Source organism: Rahnella selenatireducens, assembly GCF_046449555.1.
Taxonomy (GTDB): domain Bacteria; phylum Pseudomonadota; class Gammaproteobacteria; order Enterobacterales; family Enterobacteriaceae; genus Rahnella; species Rahnella selenatireducens.
Genome location: NZ_JBKEZJ010000021.1, coordinates 1 through 22,905, shown reverse-complemented (window position 1 = coordinate 22,905; position 22,905 = coordinate 1). Strand labels below are relative to the sequence as shown.

Here is a 22,905-nt window from a genome sequence, read left to right as displayed (position 1 = left end):
AAGTGTAAGGTTAACGAGCCGGATAATAACAATTAAAGAAGTGATGGAAATAATAAATAACCAAAATGACTAAGAGGATTTAGCGGTAAGTTCTATCTGAAAAAGTGGTAAAGGAAGTTTTTTATCGTACTGAAATCGCTATGAAATTTCCCACACACTTCGCGGGCATTTTCAAAGTGACGGAAATTAAAAGAAAAACCCCGCCGAAGCGGGGTGATGAATTTTTTTCAGGACACGACTTTTACGCTCAAGTCTCAGAGATGGAAGGCGTTATGCTGCTCGAACCACGCAAACTGACCGGCTGCAAAGACCGACATTTTACTGCCGCTGTGACCAATGTCAGACAGATCCATAAAGTGCCAGTTAAACGGCGTGTTGTTTTGTTCAGCACGCTGCTGGGATGTGGTGAAATAGCTTTCTGCACGTTCCAGCCGGTTAGTCCCCTGCGCCATCGCCTGTTTGGATTTACGCAGCAGATGATTTTCCGGATCATCATCTTCAGCGCCCACGGCAATCAGTACCGGTTTGGCAAAGTAATCATTGAGCTGTTGCTGGTTCACCGCCACCGGCGCTTCACGCAAACCATACGGCCAGCGCTGATCGGTGTCCGGCAATGTCCACCAGCCTGCCGCCGCGCAGACGGCAGCTTTGACATTCGGCTCAGGCAATAACGTCAGCATGCGGTGAACAAACTGGCAGCCCGCACTGTTCCCGAACAAATAGTATTGCTTCTGGCCAGTTACGCCCTGCTTTTGCAACGTCGTAAACAGATTATCGACCATGCTGAACGCCCACTGAGATTTAGGCAGACGTCGGTGCGTTTTGCTGTCCACCAGATTTCCGAGGTTATACCCCGCCGCGCCCGGGAATTCCTGTTCGCTGAAATGCGGCACGATGACGCGCAAATGGTACTGATCTGCGACGGTTATCCAGTCATTACGGTAGGTTGCCGCGTTGCGGTCAACGCCGGTCATGACCATCACCACCGGCGTATTTTCATCGGCCCCGGCTGGCTGGTAGGTGAAAACTTCCAGCGTCTTTTTACTCTGAGCCAGAGGAATATGCATGACCCCGGCACCCGGCGGGAATATCAGCGGAGCTTTGGGGATTGCCGTTTTGGGGACCGATGGCACTTTTACCGCAGGCTGAACGGTTTTAGCCGCGGCGGGCGCGCCTTCCTGTGCGGGAGCCGTGGTTTCTGCCTGCACGCTGGCAGAGAACAACAGCGCCAGAACAGCGCTACGAAGCACAGTAATCATTCACTATCTCAACAGGTTAGTTTCTACCGGCTCACTGTAAGCCAGCAATGCGGGCGGAGTAAAGAGAGTAAAAGTCAGGATTTGGTGAAGAAAAGCGCAGTTAAGTCATGGCACGTAAGCCGGTATTCCGGTACTATGCCGCGTTTTTTCGAGCAACGAGACAGCCTCATGACCACCACATTATTTAAAGATTTTCAGTTCGAAGCCGCACACCATTTACCGCACGTCCCTGCCGGGCACAAATGTGGCCGGTTGCATGGCCACTCTTTTACCGTTCGTATAGAAATCACCGGTGAAGTGGATCCGCACACAGGCTGGGTAATGGATTTCGCCGATCTGAAAGCTGCATTCAACCCGACGCTGGACCGCCTCGATCATTATAATCTGAATGATATTCCGGGCCTGGAAAACCCAACCAGCGAAGTGCTGGCGGAATGGATCTGGAATGAGATGAAGCCGAAGCTGCCTTTGCTTTCCGCCGTGCGCGTGAAAGAAACTTGCACAGCGGGTTGCGTCTATAAAGGCTAATCCATCCGATATCGCTATTTAGGCGATATTTAAGTATTTATGGGTCTGCATCGACAGCCGCCAGTTCTTTGCAATACAGGTCGCGATGCAAAGTTTGGTGGCTTCTTCTTTTTGGCTAATAGGCTGCAACGCGATAATCCGTGATTTGCTGTCGGTCAGCGTTGCCAGCAACGCTTCCAGTGCGTCGATATCACGCTGACGCGCCACCGGATGTTTCACTTCATCAGCACGTTTCAGCGCCTGCGGCAGAATGTCGTAACCGCCACGCATATTCACTTTAGGTGAAACGGTGACCCAGGTATTCACTGAACAACGCACTTCATGCGTGCCGCTGGTTTCAATCTGACAACTGAAGCCGTTTTTCTCAAGCAAAGAAGTCAGCTCGGTCAGGTCATAAATACACGGCTCGCCGCCGGTAATCACCACGTGACGGGCGGTGTAACCCTGTTGTGCAATCACATCCAGCAACTGTTCTGACGTCGCGTTACCCCAGGCATCGCTCTCTTCGGTTTTGACCAGAATGCGCTGCATATCGACTTCCCGATCGGCAATTTTATCCCAGGTGTGTTTGGTGTCGCACCAGCTGCAACCCACCGGGCAGCCTTGCAGGCGCACAAAAATCGCCGGCACGCCGGTAAAATAACCTTCCCCTTGCAGGGTTTCGAACATCTCATTAATCGGGTACTGCATCGTTTTCTCAGTCATCTCTAAAAAATCAGCGCGCATTATCACAGATAAGACGGGTGAGGCCAAACTTGTGCTGTAAATGAGTATGGCAGATTTGCCCGTCGCCATTTTTCAGGCATAAAAAAACCCGCCGGAGCGGGTTTTTAAGAAAGCGTTACGGGGCAGTAATTACTGACCTTTAACTTCTTTCAGACCGTTGAACGGAGCAGGAGTACCCTGTGCCGCCAGCGCTTCTTCGATACGGATCAGCTGGTTGTATTTAGCAACACGGTCAGAACGGCTCATTGAACCGGTTTTGATCTGGCCTGCAGCAGTACCGACCGCCAGGTCAGCGATGGTTGCATCTTCAGTTTCGCCTGAACGGTGAGAGATAACGGCAGTGTAGCCAGCATCTTTAGCCATTTTGATCGCAGCCAGAGTTTCGGTCAGTGAACCGATCTGGTTGAATTTGATCAGGATGGAGTTAACGATGCCTTTGTCGATACCTTCTTTCAGGATCTTGGTGTTGGTTACGAACAGATCGTCACCCACCAGCTGGATTTTGTCGCCCAGAACTTTAGTCTGGTAAGCGAAGCCAGCCCAGTCAGATTCGTCCAGACCGTCTTCGATAGAAACGATTGGGTACTGTTTGGTCAGGTCTTCCAGGAAGTGAGTGAACTCTTCAGAAGTGAAAGCTTTGTTACCTTCGCCAGCCAGAACGTATTTACCGTCTTTGTAGAATTCAGATGCTGCACAGTCCATCGCCAGGGTGATGTCTTTACCCAGTTCGTAGCCTGCTGCTTTCACAGCTTCTGCGATAACAGCCAGAGCTTCTGCGTTAGAACCCAGGTTTGGCGCGTAGCCACCTTCGTCACCCACAGCAGTACCCATGCCTTTAGATTTCAGAACTTTAGCCAGGGTGTGGAAAACTTCAGAACCCATACGGATGGCTTCTTTCAGTGTTTTCGCGCCAACAGGCTGAATCATGAACTCTTGAATATCAACGTTGTTATCAGCATGTTCGCCGCCGTTGATGATGTTCATCATAGGCAGTGGCATAGAGTATTTGCCTGGGGTGCCGTTCAGTTCTGCGATGTGAGCGTACAGTGGCAGACCTTTAGAAGCAGCAGCCGCTTTAGCAGCAGCCAGGGAAACAGCCAGAATCGCGTTAGCACCGAAGTTAGATTTGTTTTCGGTACCGTCCAGGTCGATCATGATTTTATCGATGTTAGCCTGGTCTTTCGCGTCTTTGCCCAATACAGCCTGAGCAATTGGACCGTTAACAGCAGCAACGGCTTTCAGAACGCCTTTGCCCAGGAAACGGGATTTGTCACCGTCACGCAGTTCCAGCGCTTCGCGGGAACCGGTAGAAGCACCTGATGGCGCAGCAGCCAGACCAACAAAACCACCTTCCAGATGAACTTCAGCTTCTACAGTCGGGTTACCACGTGAATCGATGATTTCGCGACCGATGACTTTAACGATTTTGGACATTAGGATTTCCTCAGTACAAGTTAACTAAAGCTTCAGACAAACGACGTATCTGCGACACGTCGTTTCCCCTGTATTTTATTTTACCTGACGCTTCTGATACTCACCGGCAGCCTTCACGAAGCCTGCAAACAACGGATGACCATCACGCGGCGTAGACGTAAATTCTGGATGGAACTGGCAAGCAACAAACCACGGATGGTTTGGCAACTCGATAATTTCCACCAGTTGCTTATCGCCAGAGCGACCGGCTACGCGTAAACCTGCGGCTTCGATTTGTTTCAGCAGCATATTGTTCACTTCGTAACGGTGACGATGGCGTTCAACTATTGTCGGCTCGCCGTACATCTCGCGAACCAGGCTACCCTCGTTCAGGTGACATTGCTGACCACCTACACGCATGGTTCCACCTAAATCACTGTCTTCGGAACGTACTTCGACGTTACCTTCTTCATCGCGCCATTCAGTGATGAGGGCGACGACCGGGAACTTACAGTCTGGCACAAATTCCGTTGAGTTGGCGTTATCCATACCCGCAACGTTACGGGCAAACTCAATCAACGCGACCTGCATACCCAGACAAATACCCAGATAAGGAATGTTGTTTTCACGCGCATAACGGGCTGTCGCGACTTTCCCTTCCACACCACGGTAACCGAAGCCACCCGGGATAAGGATTGCGTCCAGACCTTTCAGCACTTCGACGCCACGGGTTTCGACATCCTGTGAATCGATAAGTTTAATGTTCACGGTCAGGCGATTTTTCAGGCCACCGTGTTTGAGCGCTTCAATCACTGACTTATAGGCGTCTGGCAGCTCAATGTACTTACCGACCATACCGATGGTGACTTCACCGCCCGGATTAGCTTCTTCGTAAACAACCTGTTCCCACTCGGACAGATTGGCTTCCGGCGCGTTGATGCTGAAACGTTTACAAATATAGTCGTCCAGACCCTGAGATTTCAATAGGGCCGGGATTTTATAAATGGAATCAACATCTTTAAGGGAGATAACCGCTTTTTCCGGCACGTTACAGAACAGCGCAATTTTTGCACGTTCGTTGGCAGGAACAGCGCGGTCAGAACGGCAGATCAGCACGTCTGGCTGGATACCGATAGACAGCAGTTCTTTAACAGAATGCTGAGTCGGTTTTGTTTTTACTTCACCGGCAGCGGCCATGTACGGCACCAGGGTCAGGTGCATGTACAACGTATGTTCACGGCCCACTTCAACCGCCATTTGGCGAATCGCTTCCAGGAACGGCAGAGATTCGATATCACCGACAGTACCGCCAATTTCAACCAGCACGACATCGTGGCCTTCGCCGCCTTCAATGATGCGTTCTTTGATGTTGTTGGTGATGTGCGGAATAACCTGAATGGTCGCGCCGAGATAATCGCCGCGGCGCTCTTTGCGCAGCACGTCAGAATAGATACGGCCAGTGGTGAAGTTATTGCGGCGGGTCATCTTGGTGCGGATGAAACGCTCATAGTGACCCAGATCGAGATCGGTTTCAGCGCCATCTTCGGTAACGAAGACTTCGCCGTGTTGAGTTGGGCTCATCGTACCCGGATCCACGTTGATATACGGGTCCAGTTTCATGATGGTTACGTTGAGGCCACGGGCTTCAAGAATAGCCGCCAGAGAGGCTGCGGCAATGCCTTTACCCAGAGAGGATACGACCCCGCCGGTCACAAAAATATAATTAGTTGTCATGCTGAACCTGAGAGGTTAGGTTTAAAGATGATGGAGTAACCAAGACGGGAAAACAGTATACCGGAACCTTGTGTGCGCCACAAATAATCGTTTTGCTGTCCATCATCGTTTCCTTGCCGTCAGTTCAGAAGGGTTTTGCCTTTCAGCCCTTCCTTCTCAGTCTTTCAAAAACAAACAGTTAGCCGGTAAAACGTGCATTACTGTTCGCATGACACACTAAAACATCTTAGATTTCAATTTGTTGGACTTTAATGCCGCAGATCAGCGTTTTAGCCCCTGAATGACACTGAGCTTAACCGTTTCAGCACCTTCAGATCTTGTCGCCGATCAAAGTCGCATTCGCCGATCTCAGCCTTCCTGCTTTTTCACCTGCTGCCAGGCGGCTTCCATCTGTTCGAGCGTGGCATCTTCCATATTTAACCCTTTGCTGCGAATAATCTCCTCAACCTGCCGGAAGCGGCGCTCAAACTTGCGGTTGGCAGCCTGCAATGCATCTTCCGCTTTATGGCCCAGATGACGGGAAAGATTAACGGTCGCGAACAGCAGATCGCCAATTTCCTCACCGAGTTTATCTTCGTCGATGACCGCCTGACGCGCTTCGAACATCACTTCGTCAATTTCTTCGTAGACTTTGTCGAGCACCGGCCCGAGCGTCGTCCAGTCAAAACCCACGTTCGAGCAACGTTTCTGAATTTTATGCGCCTTCATCAGCGCGGGCAGCGCAGAAGGAATATCATCCAGCGCGGAATGAAGCGACTTATCTGCACGTTCCAGCGCCTTGCGGGCTTCCCACTTCACCAGCACGTCTTTGCTGCTGGCGTCTGCCGGCCACGCAGCTTCACCACCAAAAATTTGCGGATGGCGTCGTTCCAGCTTGTCGGAAATCGCATTGCAGATATCGTCGAATTCAAACAATCCCTGCTCGCTGCCCATCTGGGCATAGAACACCACCTGAAATAACAGGTCGCCAAGTTCGTCACGCACATCGGCGTAATCTTTGCGGGCAATCGCGTCCAGCACTTCGTAGGTTTCTTCCAGCGTATACGGCGCGATAGTCTCAAAAGTCTGCTCTTTGTCCCAGGGGCAACCGGCTTGCGGGTCGCGCAGAGTTTTCATGATGGTGAGCAAACGTTGGAGAGATGATTCGGTCATGAGGTCGGTCCGTTTTAAAATTTTTTCTGGCGGAATAAAAATAGAAAAGGCCCGACTGGCGGGCCTTCAGATAAAGATAATCAACTGCCGTGCAGTCGCTTAGCTTCTATAACGTCCGGAAGCTGATTCAGTTTGGCAATCACTCGCCCCAGAACCTGAGGGTTATAGATTTCGATATCCATATCGATGGTAGCCAGTTGCTGCTTGGTATCACTGCGGCTGGCAACCCCCAGCACGTTCACTTTTTCGTTGGCCAGAATGGTCGTGATATCTCGCAGCAGCCCGCTGCGGTCGTTCGCGACAACACGCACCACCAGTGAATAGCCGCTGGAATAGCTTTCGCCCCACACGGCGTCTACCACGCGTTCCGGCGCATTTGAGCGCAAATCTTCCAGCTGATCACAATCGGCGCGGTGGATGGAAATCCCGCGCCCCTGCGTGATGTAGCCGACGATTTCATCGCCCGGAATTGGCTGGCAACAACGCGCAATGTGGTGCATCAGATTACCCACGCCTTCGACGACGACGCGACCATTGTCTTTGCTCCGCGCCGGCGGCGGTGTGGTTTTCTGTGTCAGCTGGCGCAGCGCTTCTTTATCCAGTTCTTCTGCACTCGGCTTTTTCAGTTGCGATTGCAGGAAGTTAACCATCTGGTTGATGCGGATATCGCCGTTACCGATCGCGGCCAGAACCTCGTCGAGCGAGTTCACGTTGTAGCGCGGCAGCAACAGTTTCTCGGCATCTTTGATGCTAATATCCAGCCGGTCCAGTTCATCGTCGAGGATCTGCTTACCGGCAATAATATTCTTGTCGCGATCCTGCTTACGGAACCAGTTCTGGATTTTAGAACGCCCGCGGCTGGTGGTGACATAACCGAGGCTCGGGTTCAGCCAGTCGCGGCTTGGGTTCGCATGCTTCTGGGTGATAATTTCAATCTGATCCCCCATCTGCAACTGATAGGTGAACGGCACGATGCGCCCGCCGATTTTGGCACCGATACAACGGTGACCGACATCGCTGTGGATGTGGTAAGCAAAATCGAGCGGCGTTGAGCCCATCGGCAGGTCGATAACGTCGCCTTTTGGCGTAAATACGTAAACGCGATCGTCGAAGACCTGGCTGCGAACTTCGTCGAGCATTTCGCCCGAATCGGCCATTTCTTCCTGCCACGCGATAAGTTTACGCAGCCATGCGATACGGCCTTCGTAACCCCCGCTGCGACCACCGACCACGGCGGTGCCTTCTTTGTATTTCCAGTGCGCGGCGACGCCCAGCTCGGCGTCTTCGTGCATCTGGCGGGTACGGATCTGCACTTCCAGGGTTTTACCGCGCGGACCCAACACCACGGTATGGATCGACTGATAACCGTTGGGTTTCGGGTTGGCCACGTAGTCGTCAAACTCGTCCGGCAGATGGCGGAAATGCGTGTGCACAATCCCTAATGCGGCGTAACAATCCTGCAAGCGTTCCACCACGATACGCACGGCGCGCACGTCGAAAAGCTCATCAAAGGACAGGGATTTTTTCTGCATCTTGCGCCAGATGCTGTAGATATGTTTCGGACGGCCATAGACATCAACTTTGATGCCCTCTTCCAGCATGGCGTTTTTCACCGTCGACACGAAATCGTCGATGTACTGTTCGCGGTCGATACGGCGCTCATGCAGCAGCTTGGCAATGCGTTTATATTCGTCGGGATGCAGATAGCGGAAGCAGAAATCTTCCAGTTCCCATTTGAGCTGGCCGATACCCAGGCGGTTCGCCAGCGGCGCATAGATATTGGTACATTCTTTCGCTGCCAGAACGCGCTCTTCTTCCGGCGCGTCTTTGACTTCACGCAGATGCGCAATACGTTCGGCGAGCTTAAGCACCACGCAGCGGAAATCTTCCACCATCGCCAGCAACATGCGGCGGACGTTATCCACCTGCTCGGAACCCATAGAATCGTTTTGTGTGGCTTTCAGCTGGCGGATGGCATCCATATCACGGACACCGTGAACCAGATCCGTGATGCCTTTGCCGAAATGCTGCGTGAGGGTTTCTTCGTCGATGATGCCATCATCGACCAGCGGGAACAGCAGCGCGGCGCGCATACTGTCGTTATCCATGCTGAGGGTCGAGAGGATTTCAACCATTTCCAGACCGCGCCACAGCAGAAGCGACGCGTCAGGATGGCCCTGCGTTTGTTGTTCGCAGTAGCGCCAGGTTTCGGCTAAACGCTCACATGATTGCTGGCTGGACAGCCCTAAACTGTTGATCCAGTCGTCGAGCGCAAACTCGCCAGCCGTATTCAGATGTGCACTTCTTACCGCAACCATACCCTCTCCCTACGTTTCTGATACAACGCCTGTATCAGACGGGTTGATAAACAGAGCCATCGATTCAAGGTGCCCGGTGTGCGGAAACATATCCAGCATACGAACCTGAGCTAAGCGATAACCCGCCTCCAACAAAATTTTACTGTCCCGGGCCAAAGTCGTGGGATTACAGGACACGTACACCACGCGCCTCGGGGCAAGCTTAATAATCTGCGTCATTACGCCAGCAGCGCCGCCCCGGGCCGGATCCAGCAGGACTTTCGTGAAGCCTTGCGCCGCCCAGGGTTGTTTACTGACATCGTCTTCCAGATTTTCATGGAAAAACGACACATTATCTAATCCATTATTCCGGGCATTATCTTGCCCATTCGCCACCAGTGTAGCAACACCTTCGACGCCGACAACCTGCTTAGCTCTTTTTGCCAGCGGCAGGGTGAAATTTCCCATCCCGCAAAACAAATCCAGCACGCGATCTTCAGGTGTCAGCGCCAGCCATTCCAGTGCCTGCGCCACCATTTGCTGATTAACGGCATCGTTAACCTGAATAAAGTCGCGCGGGCCGAATTTCAGATTCAGGTCATCGATGTGATAATACGGCGTTTCGCCGCACAATAATTCCAGCGACTCGCTGTCCGCCGCCAGAAAAAGGGTTAACTGATGTCCGGCAGCGAAAGCCATCAGGCGCGCACGATCGGCCTCGCTGAGCGGATCCAGATGACGCAGCACCAGCACCGCGCCGTTATCAGCCAGCACCAGTTCCAGATGCCCTAAACGTTTTACCGCCGACAGCGATGCCAGGCATTCCTGCAACGGCACCAGCAGCGTTTCCAGCTCCGGGCGCAGAACCGGGCAATGCGTAATGGCCACCAGATCGTTTGATCCTTCCTGACGGAATCCCATCACCAGCGGGCCGTTTGCAGAACCCGGTTTACGGCCCGGTTTAACGCCCGCGATTTGTAATCCCAGACGCGCACGACGGCGGTAGCCATATTGCGGACCGGCAATCACCGGCTGTTCCTGCGCCTGCACGCCGGTTTCTCGGAAAATAAGCCGTAACAATGACGCGGCTTTACTGCGCTGTTGCAGCGCCTCGCTGGCGTGCTGCTGCTGGCAACCTCCGCACGTCGAATAATGCGGGCACTGCGGTTTTACGCGCTCAGCACTGCTATTCAGCAAACGTTTCAGACGCCCTTTGGCGTACTTGCTTTTATCTTCTGTTAAAGTGACTTCCGCCTGTTCGTCAGGCAGTAAACCACTGACAAACACGGCCTTGCCGTTGTGGCGCGCAACACCTTGCCCGAAAGCATCAAGGTCGGTGGCGGTCACAGTTATCGTTTGCCGGGTCGTCACGCGGCGGTTCGGAGAGTAGAATTGAGCCATTATTGTCGATTGCACGCTGGTTTATTAAGCTTACTTTAGGTAATTCTCCCACATTGGAACCTCATGACCAAATATAGCCTTCGCGCACGGATGATGATCTTGATTCTGGCACCGACGTTAATGATCGGTTTGCTGCTCAGCACCTTCTTTGTGGTGCACCGCTACAACGAGTTGCAGAACCAGCTGACAGACGCCGGAGCCAGCATTATCGAACCTCTGGCGGTCGCGAGCGAATACGGCATGACGTTCCGCGAGCGCGAACCGGTTAAGCGCTTGATCAGCCGACTTCACCGCAATCATTCCGATATTGTCCGCAGCATCAGCGTCTATGACGGCGACAACAAACTGTTCGCCACCTCCAACTCGCTGCGCGAAGGCAGCCCGTTGCAGGTGAAAAGTGTCGACGATATTCCGCGCAACCTGACCAAAGCCCGCGCCGGCGATATGTTAATTCTGCGCACGCCGATTCAGGCCGAAAACCACACAGAAACGGATGATGAAGCATTCAGGATGTCGCAGGAACACATGCTGGGCTATATCGCCATTGAGCTGGATTTGCGTTCCGTCCGGCTCGCGCAATATCAGGAAGCGTTTGTTTCCACCATGCTGCTGTTGCTGTGTCTGGGGATCGCTACCCTGTTTGCTTACCGCCTGATGCGCGACGTCACCGGTCCCATCCGCAATATGGTCAATACCGTTGACCGCATCCGCCGCGGCCAGCTCGACAGCCGCGTGGAAGGCAATATGCCGGGCGAGCTGAGCATGCTGAAAAACGGCATCAACTCAATGGCGATGTCGCTGACGGCGTATCACGAAGAAGTGCAGCAGAATATCGATCAGGCCACGTCAGATTTGCGTGAAACGCTTGAGCAGATGGAAATCCAGAACGTCGAGCTCGACCTCGCCAAAAAACGTGCGCAGGAAGCCGCGCGTATTAAATCTGAATTTCTGGCCAATATGTCCCACGAGCTGCGTACGCCGCTGAACGGCGTGATTGGCTTCACCCGTCAGACGCTGAAAACGCCGCTCTCGCCAACGCAGGCGGATTACCTGCAAACCATCGAGCGTTCCGCGAACCACCTGCTGACCATCATTAATGACGTTCTGGACTTCTCGAAGCTGGAAGCCGGCAAGCTGGTGCTCGAACATATTCCCTTCGCCCTGCGCGAAATGCTCGACGAAGTGGTGATTTTGCTCGCCCACACCGCGCATGATAAAGGGCTGGAACTGACACTGAACGTCCACAATAACGTGCCGGAAAACGTTCTCGGCGACCCGATGCGCATGCAGCAAGTGGTCACCAACCTGCTGGGAAATGCGATTAAATTCACCGAAAGCGGCAACATTGATATCAATGTGGAATTGCGCTCGCAGAATAATTTACAGGTGGAACTGGAAGTGCAGATCCACGATACCGGCATCGGGATTTCCGAGCGCCAGCAGTCGCAGCTTTTCCAGGCCTTCCGCCAGGCAGATGCCAGCATTTCACGCCGTCACGGCGGCACCGGTCTGGGTCTGGTCATCACTCAGCGTCTGGTCAAAGAAATGGGTGGCGACATCAGCTTCTACAGCCAGATCAACCGCGGTTCGACGTTCTGGTTCCACGTCACGCTGGAACTCAATGAAAACCGCCACGTGACGCCGGTTTCCATGAGCGGCCTTGAAGGCAAACGTCTGGCCTACGTCGAAGCCAACCCGGCGGCGGCGAAAGCCACGATGGAAATCCTGCAAGCCACACCGCTTGATATCACCCACCGCACCACGCTGGCGGCGCTGCCTGATGCGTATTACGACATGATGTTGTGCAGCATTCCGGTCAAGCCTGACCAGGCACTGTCCGATTACGACGGCAAATTGAAAAAGGTACTGAGCATGACGCGTCACCTTCTGCTGGCGTTGCCGAGCCAGTTTCAGGTCGATGCCGAAGAGTTGAAACGACGCGGCGTGCAGGCTTGCCTGATCAAACCGATGTCCAGCATCCGCCTGCTGCCTTTGTTGCTTAAAGAACAACAGACCTCGGTCAGGGTGATTAACAACGAAGAAGGCCGGACCTCGCGCCTGCCGCTGACCGCGATGGCTGTGGACGATAACCCGGCGAACCTCAAACTGATTGGCGCATTGCTCGAAGAACTGGTGGAAACCACCGTGCTGTGCCACAGCGGTGAGGAAGCGATTGACGTCGCGCGTCATACCGATCTGGATATTATTTTGATGGATATTCAGATGCCGGATATCGACGGTATCCGCGCCAGCGAAATCATTCACCAGATGGCGCGCCACGCTAATACTCCGGTCGTTGCGGTCACCGCGCACTCGCTGAGCGGCGAACGCGAACAGTTGCTGAAACTCGGCATGGATGATTATCTGGCGAAACCCATCGACGAAAGCATGCTGAAAAATGTGCTGTCGCGTCATCATTCTCATCAGACTCAGCTGAATTCGCCGTTACAAACCGAAGAAAAACTCGCGCCGATCAGCACGCTCGACTGGCAGCTGGCGCTGAGCCAGTCCGCCAATAAAGTCGCGCTGGCACAGGATTTACTGCAAATGCTGGTGGAGTTCCTGCCGCAGGTGGCCGAACGGGTGGAAGCCGTTACGCGTAACGAGCCGGATAACGACATTCTGGCGCTTATCCATAAACTGCACGGCAGTTGCAGCTACAGCGGCGTGCCGCGCCTGAAACAGTTGTGTTTCTACATCGAACAACAACTGCGTCAGGGCGTGAGCGTCGATGCTCTGGAGCCGGAATGGTTCGAGCTGCTCGACGAAATCGAAAATGTGAAACAGGCTGCGGTGGCATATTTGCCGAGGTAAAACCGCAAAAGAAAACGCCCGATCATGCCGGGCGTTTTGGTTTCCGCAATCAGCGCATCAGAACCAGGTTTTCACCGCGCCGGTGACATCCCATTGCTCATTGACCAGCAATAACTGACGCCATTTGTCGAACGTCAGGCACGGATGGCAGATATCAAATACCAGCATATCGCCGACTTTCAGATCCGCATTTTCCGGGATCGACATAAACGCATGCTGATCCATCATCGCGTAAACCTTCCAGTCGTCAGGTGCAGGCACCACCGTGGTGTAACCGGCCTGCGTAACACTGCGCGGACGGAAATGCCCGGTGGCCTTCGGATAACCGGCGTCATAACCCGCATCGCGTTTACCTAAGGCGATAATCGCCCTGCCCGGTTCCGGCAAAGACTGCACCGCCGCCCAGACCTGCAACGCGGGCTGTAAACTGCTGTTCATTTCACGCGCCACCGGATTGCTGGTTTGCATACGTTCCAGCGCAGCCTGATACGCGCCTACGTCGTGCGTGACGTAACAACCCGAACGCAAAATGATATCCAGCGTATAACGCTTTTGCGCATCCAAATGCGGATCTTCCCGCGTGAGTTCTTCCGCCACTACGTCAAACCAGGCCGAACCGGCACCGGTCAGAATCACCGTCGGTTCAGCGAACTCCCCGGCCTGGGCCAGCGCTTCGGTGCGTGCCAGAACATGACGCAGAAAAGTGCGGATGATCGCTTCGTCGTTGCTGACTCCTTCATAAAGTTCGACGCCCACCAGCGCCAGCGATTGCGGCCAGCGCTTCACGGCGGCGAGTACGCCAGCCTCCTGCTGATCTGTACGGATCCCGGTGCGGCCGCCAACAATCCCGTATTCAAACATAATCCGCAATCTGAGCTGCTGACCCGCAAAATAGTGCCCGAGCGCGTCCACGTTTTCGGCAGAATCCACAATGCAGGTGAAATCAAAATCAGGATCCTCGCGCAGCAGTCCGGCGATCATCGCCATATTGCCTTTGCCGACCAACTGATTCGCCATAATCACTTTGCGGACGCCATGCTGAAATGCCGCGTTCACTTGCGGCGCAGTTGCCAGCGTGATGCCCCACGCGCCGTATTCCATTTGCAACTGATACAGCTCGGGGCTCATGGTCGTTTTGCCGTGCGGCGCCAGTCTCAGGCGGTAGCGCTGGATAAATTCACGCATCCAGGAAAGATTGTGTTCGATTCTTTCTTCAAGCAGAACGGCGACCGGCAGGCTGACGTCTTCACGCAGAATATTCCAGCCCTGCGCACGGATATCGCCCGTCAGCGCACCGGCTTTCAGCGTTCCTAATCCCTTGGTTTGAGTTTCTACCGGCTGCTTCGAAAAATCAGTCTCTGACATGCGTGTTTTCTCATTGGCGAATGTTTCTAAAACCTAACGTAAAATCGCCGCAAATAAAATACAAAAACCGGCGCAGGCTGGGCCTGAACACCGGTTTTTTATACTGACTGTTTCAGCTCAGAGTTTTTGCGATAACTTAATGGTGGCGGCAATATTGCGTGCCGACTTGCGCAGATTGTCTGCGGCATTTTTCAGGGCCTCTTCCAGCGTACACACGCTGTAAAGCACGCTGAAAACGGCGTCCAGTCCGTGGCTGTAAACAACATCCACATCTTTGGTCAGGCTGCCTGCGATACCAATGACAGGTTTGTTATAACGCTTGGCGACCCGCGCGACACCAATCGGCACTTTACCGTTGATGCTCTGGCTGTCGATACGCCCTTCGCCGGTGATCACCAGCGTGGCGTCTTTCACCAGCGCATCAAGACCCAGCGCGTCGGTGACAATCTCAATGCCCTGACGAAGTTCAGCATGGCAAAATCCGAACAACGCCGCGCCCATTCCGCCTGCTGCACCAGCACCCGGCACATGCTCAACGTCGATGCCCAGATCCTTTTTGATCACCCGCGCATAATGATGCAGATAGCCGTCGAGCTGTTCGATCATTTCCGGCGTCGCGCCTTTTTGCGGCCCGAAGATCGCAGAGGCGCCGTCTTTTCCGGTCAGCGGATTGGTGACGTCACAGGCCACTTCGAAGCGGCATTTTTTAATTCTGGGATCCAGTTCGCTGATATCGATACGATGCAGTTTTTCCAGCTCGCCCCCACCCTGACCAATTTGCTTGCCTTCTTTGGTCAGCAGTTTTGCGCCCAGCGCCTGCATCATGCCTGCCCCGCCATCATTGGTGGCGCTGCCGCCGATGCCAATAATGCAATGCTTCACGCCATGGTCGAGCGCAGAATGGATAAGCTCGCCCGTGCCGAAAGAGGTGGTCTTCAGGGGATTGCGCTGCGCGGCAGGCACACTTTCCAGCCCGCTGGCAGCCGCCATTTCAATGAAAGCGATTTTTTCATCCCCGGATAGCCCGAAGAAAGCCTCAAGCGGCGTGCCCAGCGGCCCGGTGACAGTCACCTTAACCACGCGGCCTCCGGTCGCCGCCACCATCGCTTCGACGGTGCCTTCGCCGCCGTCAGCAACCGGCAGCTTGACGTACTCCGCTTCGGGGAAAATCTCACGGAAGCCACTCTCGATGGCTTTTGCCACATCCAAAGCCGACAAACTTTCTTTGTATGAATCCGGTGCGATCACTATTTTCATAAAGTCATTACCTTCATAAACTGCACGCGCCGATGTGGAAAAGCGTCCTGTCAGTTTTGCATCCTGCCTGAAGGGAAACGCGGCCTGTTTGACGATTTTCGGCCACGTTGCCACCGCAGACTAACGGGTAACTTCAACCTTCGCTAAGGTTTCATAATAGCGTGCAATGGCGCTATGGTCAGATTGCCCGTGACCATCCGCTTTCAGTGCCTGCATCATTTCCATGACCAGCGAGGTCAGAGGCAGCTGCGCGCCGACGCCATGAGAAGTGTCCAGCGCATTGGCTAAGTCTTTGATATGCAGATCGATGCGGAACCCCGGTTTGAAGTTGCGATCCATCACCATCGGCGCTTTTGCTTCCAGAACCGTACTTCCCGCCAGACCCCCGCGAATCGCCTGGAAAACTAAATCAGGATCTACGCCTGCTTTGGTCGCCAGAACCAGCGCTTCGGACATCGCCGCAATGTTCAGCGCCACAATGACCTGATTAGCCAGTTTGGTGACGTTACCCGCGCCGATATCACCGGTATGCACCACGGAACCGGCCATGGATTTCATGATTTCATAACATTTTTCGAAGACCGCTTTGTCGCCGCCGACCATAACAGACATGGTGCCATCGATGGCTTTCGGTTCGCCGCCGGAAACCGGCGCGTCGAGCATCGCGATTTCTTTCGCGGCCAGCGCCTGGCTGATTTCACGGCTCGCCAGCGGTGCGATAGAACTCATGTCGATGAAAATCGTGCCCGGACGCGCGCCTTCAATCAGACCATGTTCACCCAGCGCCACTTCTTTAACCTGCGGTGAATTCGGCAGCATGGTGATGATGACGTCAGACAGCGCCGCAACGGCTTTCGGTGTTTCCGCGGACGTTGCGCCCAGTTTCACCACTTCGCCGACCGCGTCCTGATTACGGTCCATCACGACAACCTCATAACCTGCTTTCAGCAAGTTTTTGCTCATAGGTTTGCCCATGATGCCTAAACCAATAAAGCCAATTTTCATTCGGGTATCCTCTTTATATTAATGTGATGAGACCGGTTCACTTGGTGAAGCGATCGCACAGCGCCTGCGTACCAGCGCGGAAAACGCCTAAATCACTGCCAACGGCAACAAAGGTTGCGCCCCAGTCCAGATAGCGACGTGCGTCCGCTTCAACCGGTGCCAGAATGCCGCTGGCCTTGCCGTGTGCTTTTGCACGTTCAAAAATGTGACGGATTGCCGCCTGAACTTCCGGGTGCCCGGCATTACCGAGATGCCCCATGGCCGCGGCCAGATCGCTCGGGCCGACAAAGATGCCGTCGATGCCGTCAACGGCCGCAATCGCATCAAGGTTGTCGACGCCTTGCTGACTTTCGATCTGCACCATCACCGCGATGTTGTCGTTAATACTGGTGAAATAATCCGGCACGGTGCCGAACATATTGCTGCGGTGAGAAACCGAAACGCCGCGGATCCCCGCTGGCGGATAACGGGTAGAAGCCACGGCGCGTTCAGCCTGTTCCCGCGTTTCAACGAACGGGATCAGGAAGTTGTAGAAACCGATATCCAGCAGGCGTTTGATGACGACCGGATCATTAAATTGCGGGCGCACAACCGGCGCACTGCGGCTGCCTTTCAGCGCCATCAGCTGCGGAACAAACGTCGTCACATCATTCGGCGCGTGTTCGCCATCAAGCAGCAGCCAGTCAAAACCCGCCACACCGAGCACTTCTGTGGAGATCGGGTTGCACAGCGCTGACCAGCAGCCAATCAGGGTTTTCCCTTGTAATAAGTCCTGGCGGAACCGGTTTGGAATCATTTGATTACTCATCTCTAACCTCGTTATGGAGCGGGAGCCGGAGTGTCCGGAAAACCCGCCATCGCAATTTACTGTTTTCGAGTTTCAGACGTTTAGGTTCAGCAGCATCGGGCCGGAGCTGAACTCTCATGTTGTACATCACACTATTTATGCAGAATTCTTCGCAGGAAAAAATCAGTTTTGGAATACCATTTTATTTTTATATCATCTATTATTCCCTGCGAAAAATACTTATATATCACCCATATTCTGTGCATTTATCCTTCCCTTAAATTAACTCACAGGGTATTCCACACCGCCTCCGGAGAGCCAATACAGTATAAAAAACAGGGCTCAAAATAACACTGTGCAATCGCACAAGAATGAACGATGTAATTGTGACTATTCTTTTGCATCCACACATCCGCATGGGAGGAGAATCACAGATTGTGAAGACCTGATATCCCCGCAAAACAAAGGGTGATATTCATCACATTTAATCTGTCACCTGCCCCACAGAATGACGCTCTGCGGGCAAAAAGCTAGTCAGTTGCACAATGAGCTTCCGCCATCAGTCCTTTATAATGAACTCCCTCTTCCGTACGGACAGCCAGAGTGTCAGCGTAACGTTCAGAGAATTACCTGAAGCCTTCTTTCGGGATATTTAATAAAGCGGAGACAGTTATGTCACGTAATAAAGATAAAGAACATGCTACCGAAGCGCTTTTTATAAAGGTTCACGAAAGCGATAACGTTGCTATTATTGTTAATGACAATGGTTTAAAGGCCGGCACCCGATTTTCTAACGGTCTGGAATTAATTGAGCATATCCCGCAAGGCCATAAGGTGGCTTTAACCCCTATTGCGAAAGGCGGCGATATAATTCGTTATGGTGAAGTCATTGGTTACGCCGTTCGGGATATTGCGCAGGGCGGCTGGATTGATGAATCCCTGGTAGAGCTGCCGGTTGCGCCGGAACTCAACAGCCTGCCACTGGCGACACGCGTCCCGCAACCGTTGCCGCCGCTGGAAGGTTACACCTTTGAAGGTTATCGCAATGCCGACGGCAGCGTTGGCACAAAGAACCTTCTGGGGATCACCACCAGCGTTCACTGCGTGGCGGGCGTGGTGGATTACGTGGTGAAAATCATCGAGCGTGATTTATTGCCCAAATTCCCCAATGTTGACGGCGTTGTCGCGCTCAATCACCTTTACGGCTGCGGCGTGGCAATCAACGCGCCCGCGGCCATTGTGCCGATCCGCACTATCCACAATCTGGCGCTGAACCCGAATTTTGGCGGAGAAGTGATGGTCGTCGGGCTGGGTTGCGAGAAATTGCAGCCGGAACGCCTGCTGGAAGGCACGCCGGACGTGCAGGCGATTTCGCTCGATGACACCCACATCGTACGCTTGCAGGATGAACAGCACGTCGGCTTCCAGTCGATGGTGGACGATATTCTTACCGTCGCGCAGTTCCATCTGGAACGCCTGAACCGCCGTCAGCGCGAAACCTGTCCGGCGTCGGATTTGGTCGTCGGCACACAATGTGGCGGCAGCGACGCATTCTCCGGCGTTACGGCGAATCCGGCAGTCGGCTTTGCATCTGACCTGCTGGTACGCTGCGGCGCGACCGTGATGTTCTCCGAAGTCACCGAAGTGCGCGACGCCATCCATCTGCTGACACCACGCGCGGCTGACGTGGATGTCGGGAAACGCCTGCTGGAAGAAATGGCCTGGTACGATAATTACCTGTCGATGGGCCAGACCGATCGCAGCGCCAACCCGTCGCCGGGCAACAAAAAAGGCGGTCTGGCGAACGTGGTCGAAAAAGCGCTCGGCTCGATTGCCAAATCCGGCACCAGCGCTATCTCGGAAGTTCTGTCCCCCGGACAGCGTCCGACGAAAAAAGGCCTGATCTACGCCGCCACGCCTGCCAGCGATTTTGTCTGCGGTACGCAGCAACTGGCGTCAGGTATTACCGTGCAGGTGTTCACCACCGGTCGCGGTACGCCCTACGGCCTGCTGGCGGTTCCGGTCATTAAGATGGCAACGCGCACCACGCTGGCAAACCGCTGGCATGACCTGATGGACATCAACGCAGGCACGATTGCCACCGGCGATGCCACCATCGAAGACGTCGGCTGGGAGTTGTTCCGCTTTATTCTGGATATCGCCAGCGGCCGTAAGAAAACCTGGTCAGACACCTGGGGTATCCACAATGCCCTCGCCGTATTCAACCCGGCACCGGTGACCTGAGTTCTAAGATTTCAGGAAGATTTTACCCATCAGTTTTCTGGTGGGTAAAATTTTATTATCTTTAAAAACATCAATTCCTCTTAACTCTTTATCCCTTTGTGATCTCCCTCTCGCTTACTTCTTCCAGATAAGTTTACCTTTGCCTGAATTTTAATAATCAATTGATTTAATTGTATTTATTACAATTATGAGTATTTAAAAACTCTATCATTCTATCAATGATTCCATCAGTTAAAGGACTAACATCATGCCGGTCAATGGCACTCGTTTTACCTTCACTGCGGGCAGTACGCCTGAGAATACTTTCGCCGTGGTGAACTTTGAGCTTTCTCAATCTTACTCAGCGCTTTTTACCTTGCGTGTCACACTGGCCAGTACCGATCCGGCTATCGGATTCGAAAAGGTGCTGGACGAGAAAGCGACGCTCACTATCTGGCAAGGTGAGGAAATAAAACGCCGGGTACGCGGAATTGTTGTGTTCTGCGAACAAGGCGATACCGGCAAACATCAGACACTTTATCGAATGATCCTTCGCCCCGAATTCTGGCGCAGCACGCATCGTCGTAACTGCCGGAGTTTTCAGAATGAAGATATCGCGACCATTATCAGGCCGTTGCTTGAAGAAATGGGTATCCATAAGCACGACACTCTTTTTGGATCAGCCCATGGCCGTCGCGAATTTTGCGTTCAGTTTATGGAGAGTGATTTCGATTTCATTTCCCGTCTGGTCGCAGAGGAAGGGATATTTTTTTACGAAGAAGAATCTCTTCAATCTGGCGTTCAAAAACTCACCTTTTCAGATAGCTGCAGCGTGCTGAGTAGTGTGGGGAAATTACCTTATAACCCCAATGCGGCCTCCGAGGCTGAAACCTATTGCATCAACAATTTCCGCCGTAGCGCGCAAATCAGGCCTTCGCAGGTCACCACTCAGGATTACACGTTCACCGCCCCCAGTTGGGCTGCACGTTATCAGGAAGAGCCTTCAACGCTAAAATATCAGCGCGGCATGTATGAAATTTTTGATTATCCGGGACGCTTCAAAGATGAGCAGCACGGCGAGGATTTTTCCCGTTATCAGATTGAAGGCTGGCGTAACAATGCTGATGTGGTCGTGGGCAACAGTAACACGCCGCAATTACAACCGGGCGTTTGCTTCTCCCTGACCGATCATCCCCGCGAAGATCTGAACGCCAAATGGCAGGTCGTTACCACTGAAATGCAAGGTCACCAGCCGCAGGCGCTTATTGGCAGCGAGGGCCAGGGGACGACCCTGAGTAATCAATTCGAAGTGATCCCCGCCTCAACAACATGGCGACCCGCCCCACTCCCGAAACCCCGCATCGATGGTCCGCAAATCGCCATCGTTACCGGTCCGCCGGGAGAAGAAATTTTTTGCGATGAACATGGCCGCGTACGGGTGAAATTTGCCTGGGATCGCTATAACAAAGCTGATGATGGCAGCTCATGCTGGATACGTGTTTCACAGGCATGGGCAGGCACCGGATTTGGCAATATCGCCATCCCCCGAATCGGGCAGGAGGTCATTGTCGACTTCCTCAACGGCGATCCGGATCAACCCATCATTACCGGCCGCACCTACCATGCCAGCAACCGTTCACCGGGTAGCTTACCGGGCACCAAAACGCAGATGGCGATCCGCTCCCAGACCTACAAGGGCAGTGGCTACAATGAGCTGATGTTTGAGGATGCCACAGGTAACGAATTGTTGTCGATGCACGCACAGAAGGATATGAAAACCAAAGTGCTGAACAACCGTAAAACTGAAGTGGTGGCAAACCATACAGAAAACGTTGGCGGCAATCAGATGGTGACTATTACGAAAAACCAGATCCAAAGTATCGGAGCAAACCAGATTGAAACCATCACCGCTAATCAGATTGTGAAGATTGATAAAAACCAGTCCGAAACCATTAAATTTTTTAAAACAGAAAACGTAGGGCTTATCAGTGCCTTAACGGTTGGCATGGCCTATCAGGTCAGCGTGACTGGCGCCATGAACACCACTGTAGGGGTCACGCAAACCTCTCAAATCGGCGTCGCTAAAACATTGCTGGTAGGTTCGAATTACAGCGTTACTGCTGGAAAGAAAATGACAGTGAATGTAGGCAAAAGGAAAACCGAAAGCGTGGGCAGCGTCTCGCTTTATTCCGCCGGTGATCATCTTGAGCTGGGCTGTGGGGGGGCAAAAATCGTACTGACCAAAGAGGGAAAAGTGTTTATCTCCGGTCTGGAAATTAATCTTCAGGGCACAAAGTTTGTCAACGCGGATTCTCTGCTGATAAACCTCAACTGCGGTGCATCAGCACCTGCGCCGACACCCCCGGCTGACACAGATACCGACAGTGACACTAATCAAAAAGGCTCGCTTTCTCCATTAGCTATGGATTTTTAACACCTAAAAGGACTTACTCATGACCGGATTTCCCGCTGCCCGGCAGTTCGATAACACCGCCATTGGCGGCCCGATTGTGCAGGGCTCGCTGGGCGTAATGATTGGTGCGCCCACCGGCGTGGCGTGTTCCGTCTGCCCCGGCGGCGTGGTGGAAGGCAGCCCCGTGAACCCATCGCTCGGCGCCAAAGTCCTGCCCGGCGAGACCGATATCGCGCTTGCCGCGCCGCTGCCCTTTGTGCTATCGCGTTCTTACAGCAGCTATAAAACGGATACGCCCGCGCCGGTCGGGATGTTTGGCCCCGGCTGGTCGGCGGCGGCGGATATCCGCCTGCAAATCCGTGCTGACGAACTTATCCTTAACGACAACGCCGGGCGCAGCATTCATTTCCATCATCTGCCTCCCGGCCAGATTGCCTTCAGCCACAGCGAAAAACTCTGGCTGGCGCGCGGCGGCGTCGATAAACAAATCGAGGCTCATCCGCTCAGCAAGCTCTGGCAGGCGCTGCCGGA

At 53.4% G+C, this 22,905-nt stretch carries 16 protein-coding genes; 5 read left to right on the top strand and 11 right to left on the bottom strand.

The annotated features are described in order from the left end of the window. Nucleotides 1–254 precede the first annotated feature (254 nt). Nucleotides 255–1,259, bottom strand: coding sequence for a hypothetical protein (locus ACLBVC_RS22565; RefSeq protein WP_410151490.1), 1,005 nt, complete (start codon nucleotides 1,257–1,259; stop codon nucleotides 255–257). 168 nt (nucleotides 1,260–1,427) lie between these two features. On the opposite strand from ACLBVC_RS22565, the gene queD reads away from it, so the two are divergent. Continuing rightward, the gene (gene queD, locus ACLBVC_RS22560; protein ID WP_120134241.1) at nucleotides 1,428–1,787 is read left to right on the top strand and encodes a 6-carboxytetrahydropterin synthase QueD; all 360 of its coding nucleotides are present in this window, start codon (nucleotides 1,428–1,430) and stop codon (nucleotides 1,785–1,787) included. 18 nt (nucleotides 1,788–1,805) lie between these two features. On the opposite strand, the gene queE is transcribed toward queD, so the two are convergent. From queE to rlmD, 6 genes are all read right to left on the bottom strand, one after another. Next, complete coding sequence (queE, locus tag ACLBVC_RS22555; RefSeq protein ID WP_410151511.1) at nucleotides 1,806–2,477, bottom strand: 7-carboxy-7-deazaguanine synthase QueE; 672 nt, start codon at nucleotides 2,475–2,477, stop codon at nucleotides 1,806–1,808. Between the two features lie 165 nt (nucleotides 2,478–2,642). After that, the gene (gene eno / locus ACLBVC_RS22550; RefSeq protein ID WP_101078452.1) at nucleotides 2,643–3,947 is read right to left on the bottom strand and encodes a phosphopyruvate hydratase; all 1,305 of its coding nucleotides are present in this window, start codon (nucleotides 3,945–3,947) and stop codon (nucleotides 2,643–2,645) included. A gap of 75 nt (nucleotides 3,948–4,022) precedes the next feature. Continuing rightward, nucleotides 4,023–5,660 (bottom strand): glutamine hydrolyzing CTP synthase, encoded by a 1,638-nt coding sequence (gene pyrG, locus ACLBVC_RS22545; protein WP_152324024.1) that lies wholly within the window; start codon nucleotides 5,658–5,660, stop codon nucleotides 4,023–4,025. Between the two features lie 348 nt (nucleotides 5,661–6,008). Further along, complete coding sequence (mazG, locus tag ACLBVC_RS22540; RefSeq protein WP_410151489.1) at nucleotides 6,009–6,812, bottom strand: nucleoside triphosphate pyrophosphohydrolase; 804 nt, start codon at nucleotides 6,810–6,812, stop codon at nucleotides 6,009–6,011. 80 nt (nucleotides 6,813–6,892) lie between these two features. Beyond that, nucleotides 6,893–9,130, bottom strand: a complete 2,238-nt coding sequence (relA, locus tag ACLBVC_RS22535; RefSeq protein ID WP_410151488.1) for a GTP diphosphokinase — start codon at nucleotides 9,128–9,130, stop codon at nucleotides 6,893–6,895. A gap of 9 nt (nucleotides 9,131–9,139) precedes the next feature. Next, nucleotides 9,140–10,510, bottom strand: coding sequence for a 23S rRNA (uracil(1939)-C(5))-methyltransferase RlmD (gene rlmD, locus ACLBVC_RS22530; protein ID WP_410151487.1), 1,371 nt, complete (start codon nucleotides 10,508–10,510; stop codon nucleotides 9,140–9,142). A 63-nt stretch (nucleotides 10,511–10,573) separates the two neighbouring features. On the opposite strand from rlmD, the gene barA reads away from it, so the two are divergent. Continuing rightward, a complete protein-coding gene (barA, locus tag ACLBVC_RS22525) occupies nucleotides 10,574–13,324 on the top strand; it encodes a two-component sensor histidine kinase BarA (RefSeq protein WP_410151486.1) in 2,751 nt (916 codons plus the stop codon). A 57-nt stretch (nucleotides 13,325–13,381) separates the two neighbouring features. Here the strand turns inward: barA and ACLBVC_RS22520 are convergent, their stop codons facing one another. From ACLBVC_RS22520 to garL, 4 genes are all read right to left on the bottom strand, one after another. Further along, nucleotides 13,382–14,689 (bottom strand): amino acid deaminase, encoded by a 1,308-nt coding sequence (locus ACLBVC_RS22520; protein WP_410151485.1) that lies wholly within the window; start codon nucleotides 14,687–14,689, stop codon nucleotides 13,382–13,384. Nucleotides 14,690–14,806: 117 nt separating this feature from the next. After that, complete coding sequence (locus tag ACLBVC_RS22515; RefSeq protein ID WP_410151484.1) at nucleotides 14,807–15,946, bottom strand: glycerate kinase; 1,140 nt, start codon at nucleotides 15,944–15,946, stop codon at nucleotides 14,807–14,809. A 120-nt stretch (nucleotides 15,947–16,066) separates the two neighbouring features. Beyond that, nucleotides 16,067–16,951 (bottom strand): 2-hydroxy-3-oxopropionate reductase, encoded by an 885-nt coding sequence (garR, locus tag ACLBVC_RS22510; RefSeq protein ID WP_410151483.1) that lies wholly within the window; start codon nucleotides 16,949–16,951, stop codon nucleotides 16,067–16,069. A 37-nt stretch (nucleotides 16,952–16,988) separates the two neighbouring features. Next, entirely contained in the window at nucleotides 16,989–17,759 is a 771-nt protein-coding gene (garL, locus tag ACLBVC_RS22505) for a 2-dehydro-3-deoxyglucarate aldolase (RefSeq protein WP_410151482.1), read from the bottom strand. Between the two features lie 651 nt (nucleotides 17,760–18,410). On the opposite strand from garL, the gene garD reads away from it, so the two are divergent. The 3 genes from garD to ACLBVC_RS22490 form a co-directional block, all read left to right on the top strand. Continuing rightward, nucleotides 18,411–19,982 carry a galactarate dehydratase gene (garD, locus tag ACLBVC_RS22500; RefSeq protein WP_195816428.1) on the top strand — a complete coding sequence of 524 codons (1,572 nt, stop codon included), beginning with the start codon at nucleotides 18,411–18,413 and terminating at the stop codon, nucleotides 19,980–19,982. Nucleotides 19,983–20,229: 247 nt separating this feature from the next. Continuing rightward, a complete protein-coding gene (gene tssI, locus ACLBVC_RS22495; RefSeq protein WP_410151481.1) occupies nucleotides 20,230–22,395 on the top strand; it encodes a type VI secretion system Vgr family protein in 2,166 nt (721 codons plus the stop codon). A gap of 19 nt (nucleotides 22,396–22,414) precedes the next feature. Beyond that, on the top strand, nucleotides 22,415–22,905 hold a 491-nt coding region (locus tag ACLBVC_RS22490; RefSeq protein WP_410151480.1), incomplete at its 3' end, for a DUF6531 domain-containing protein.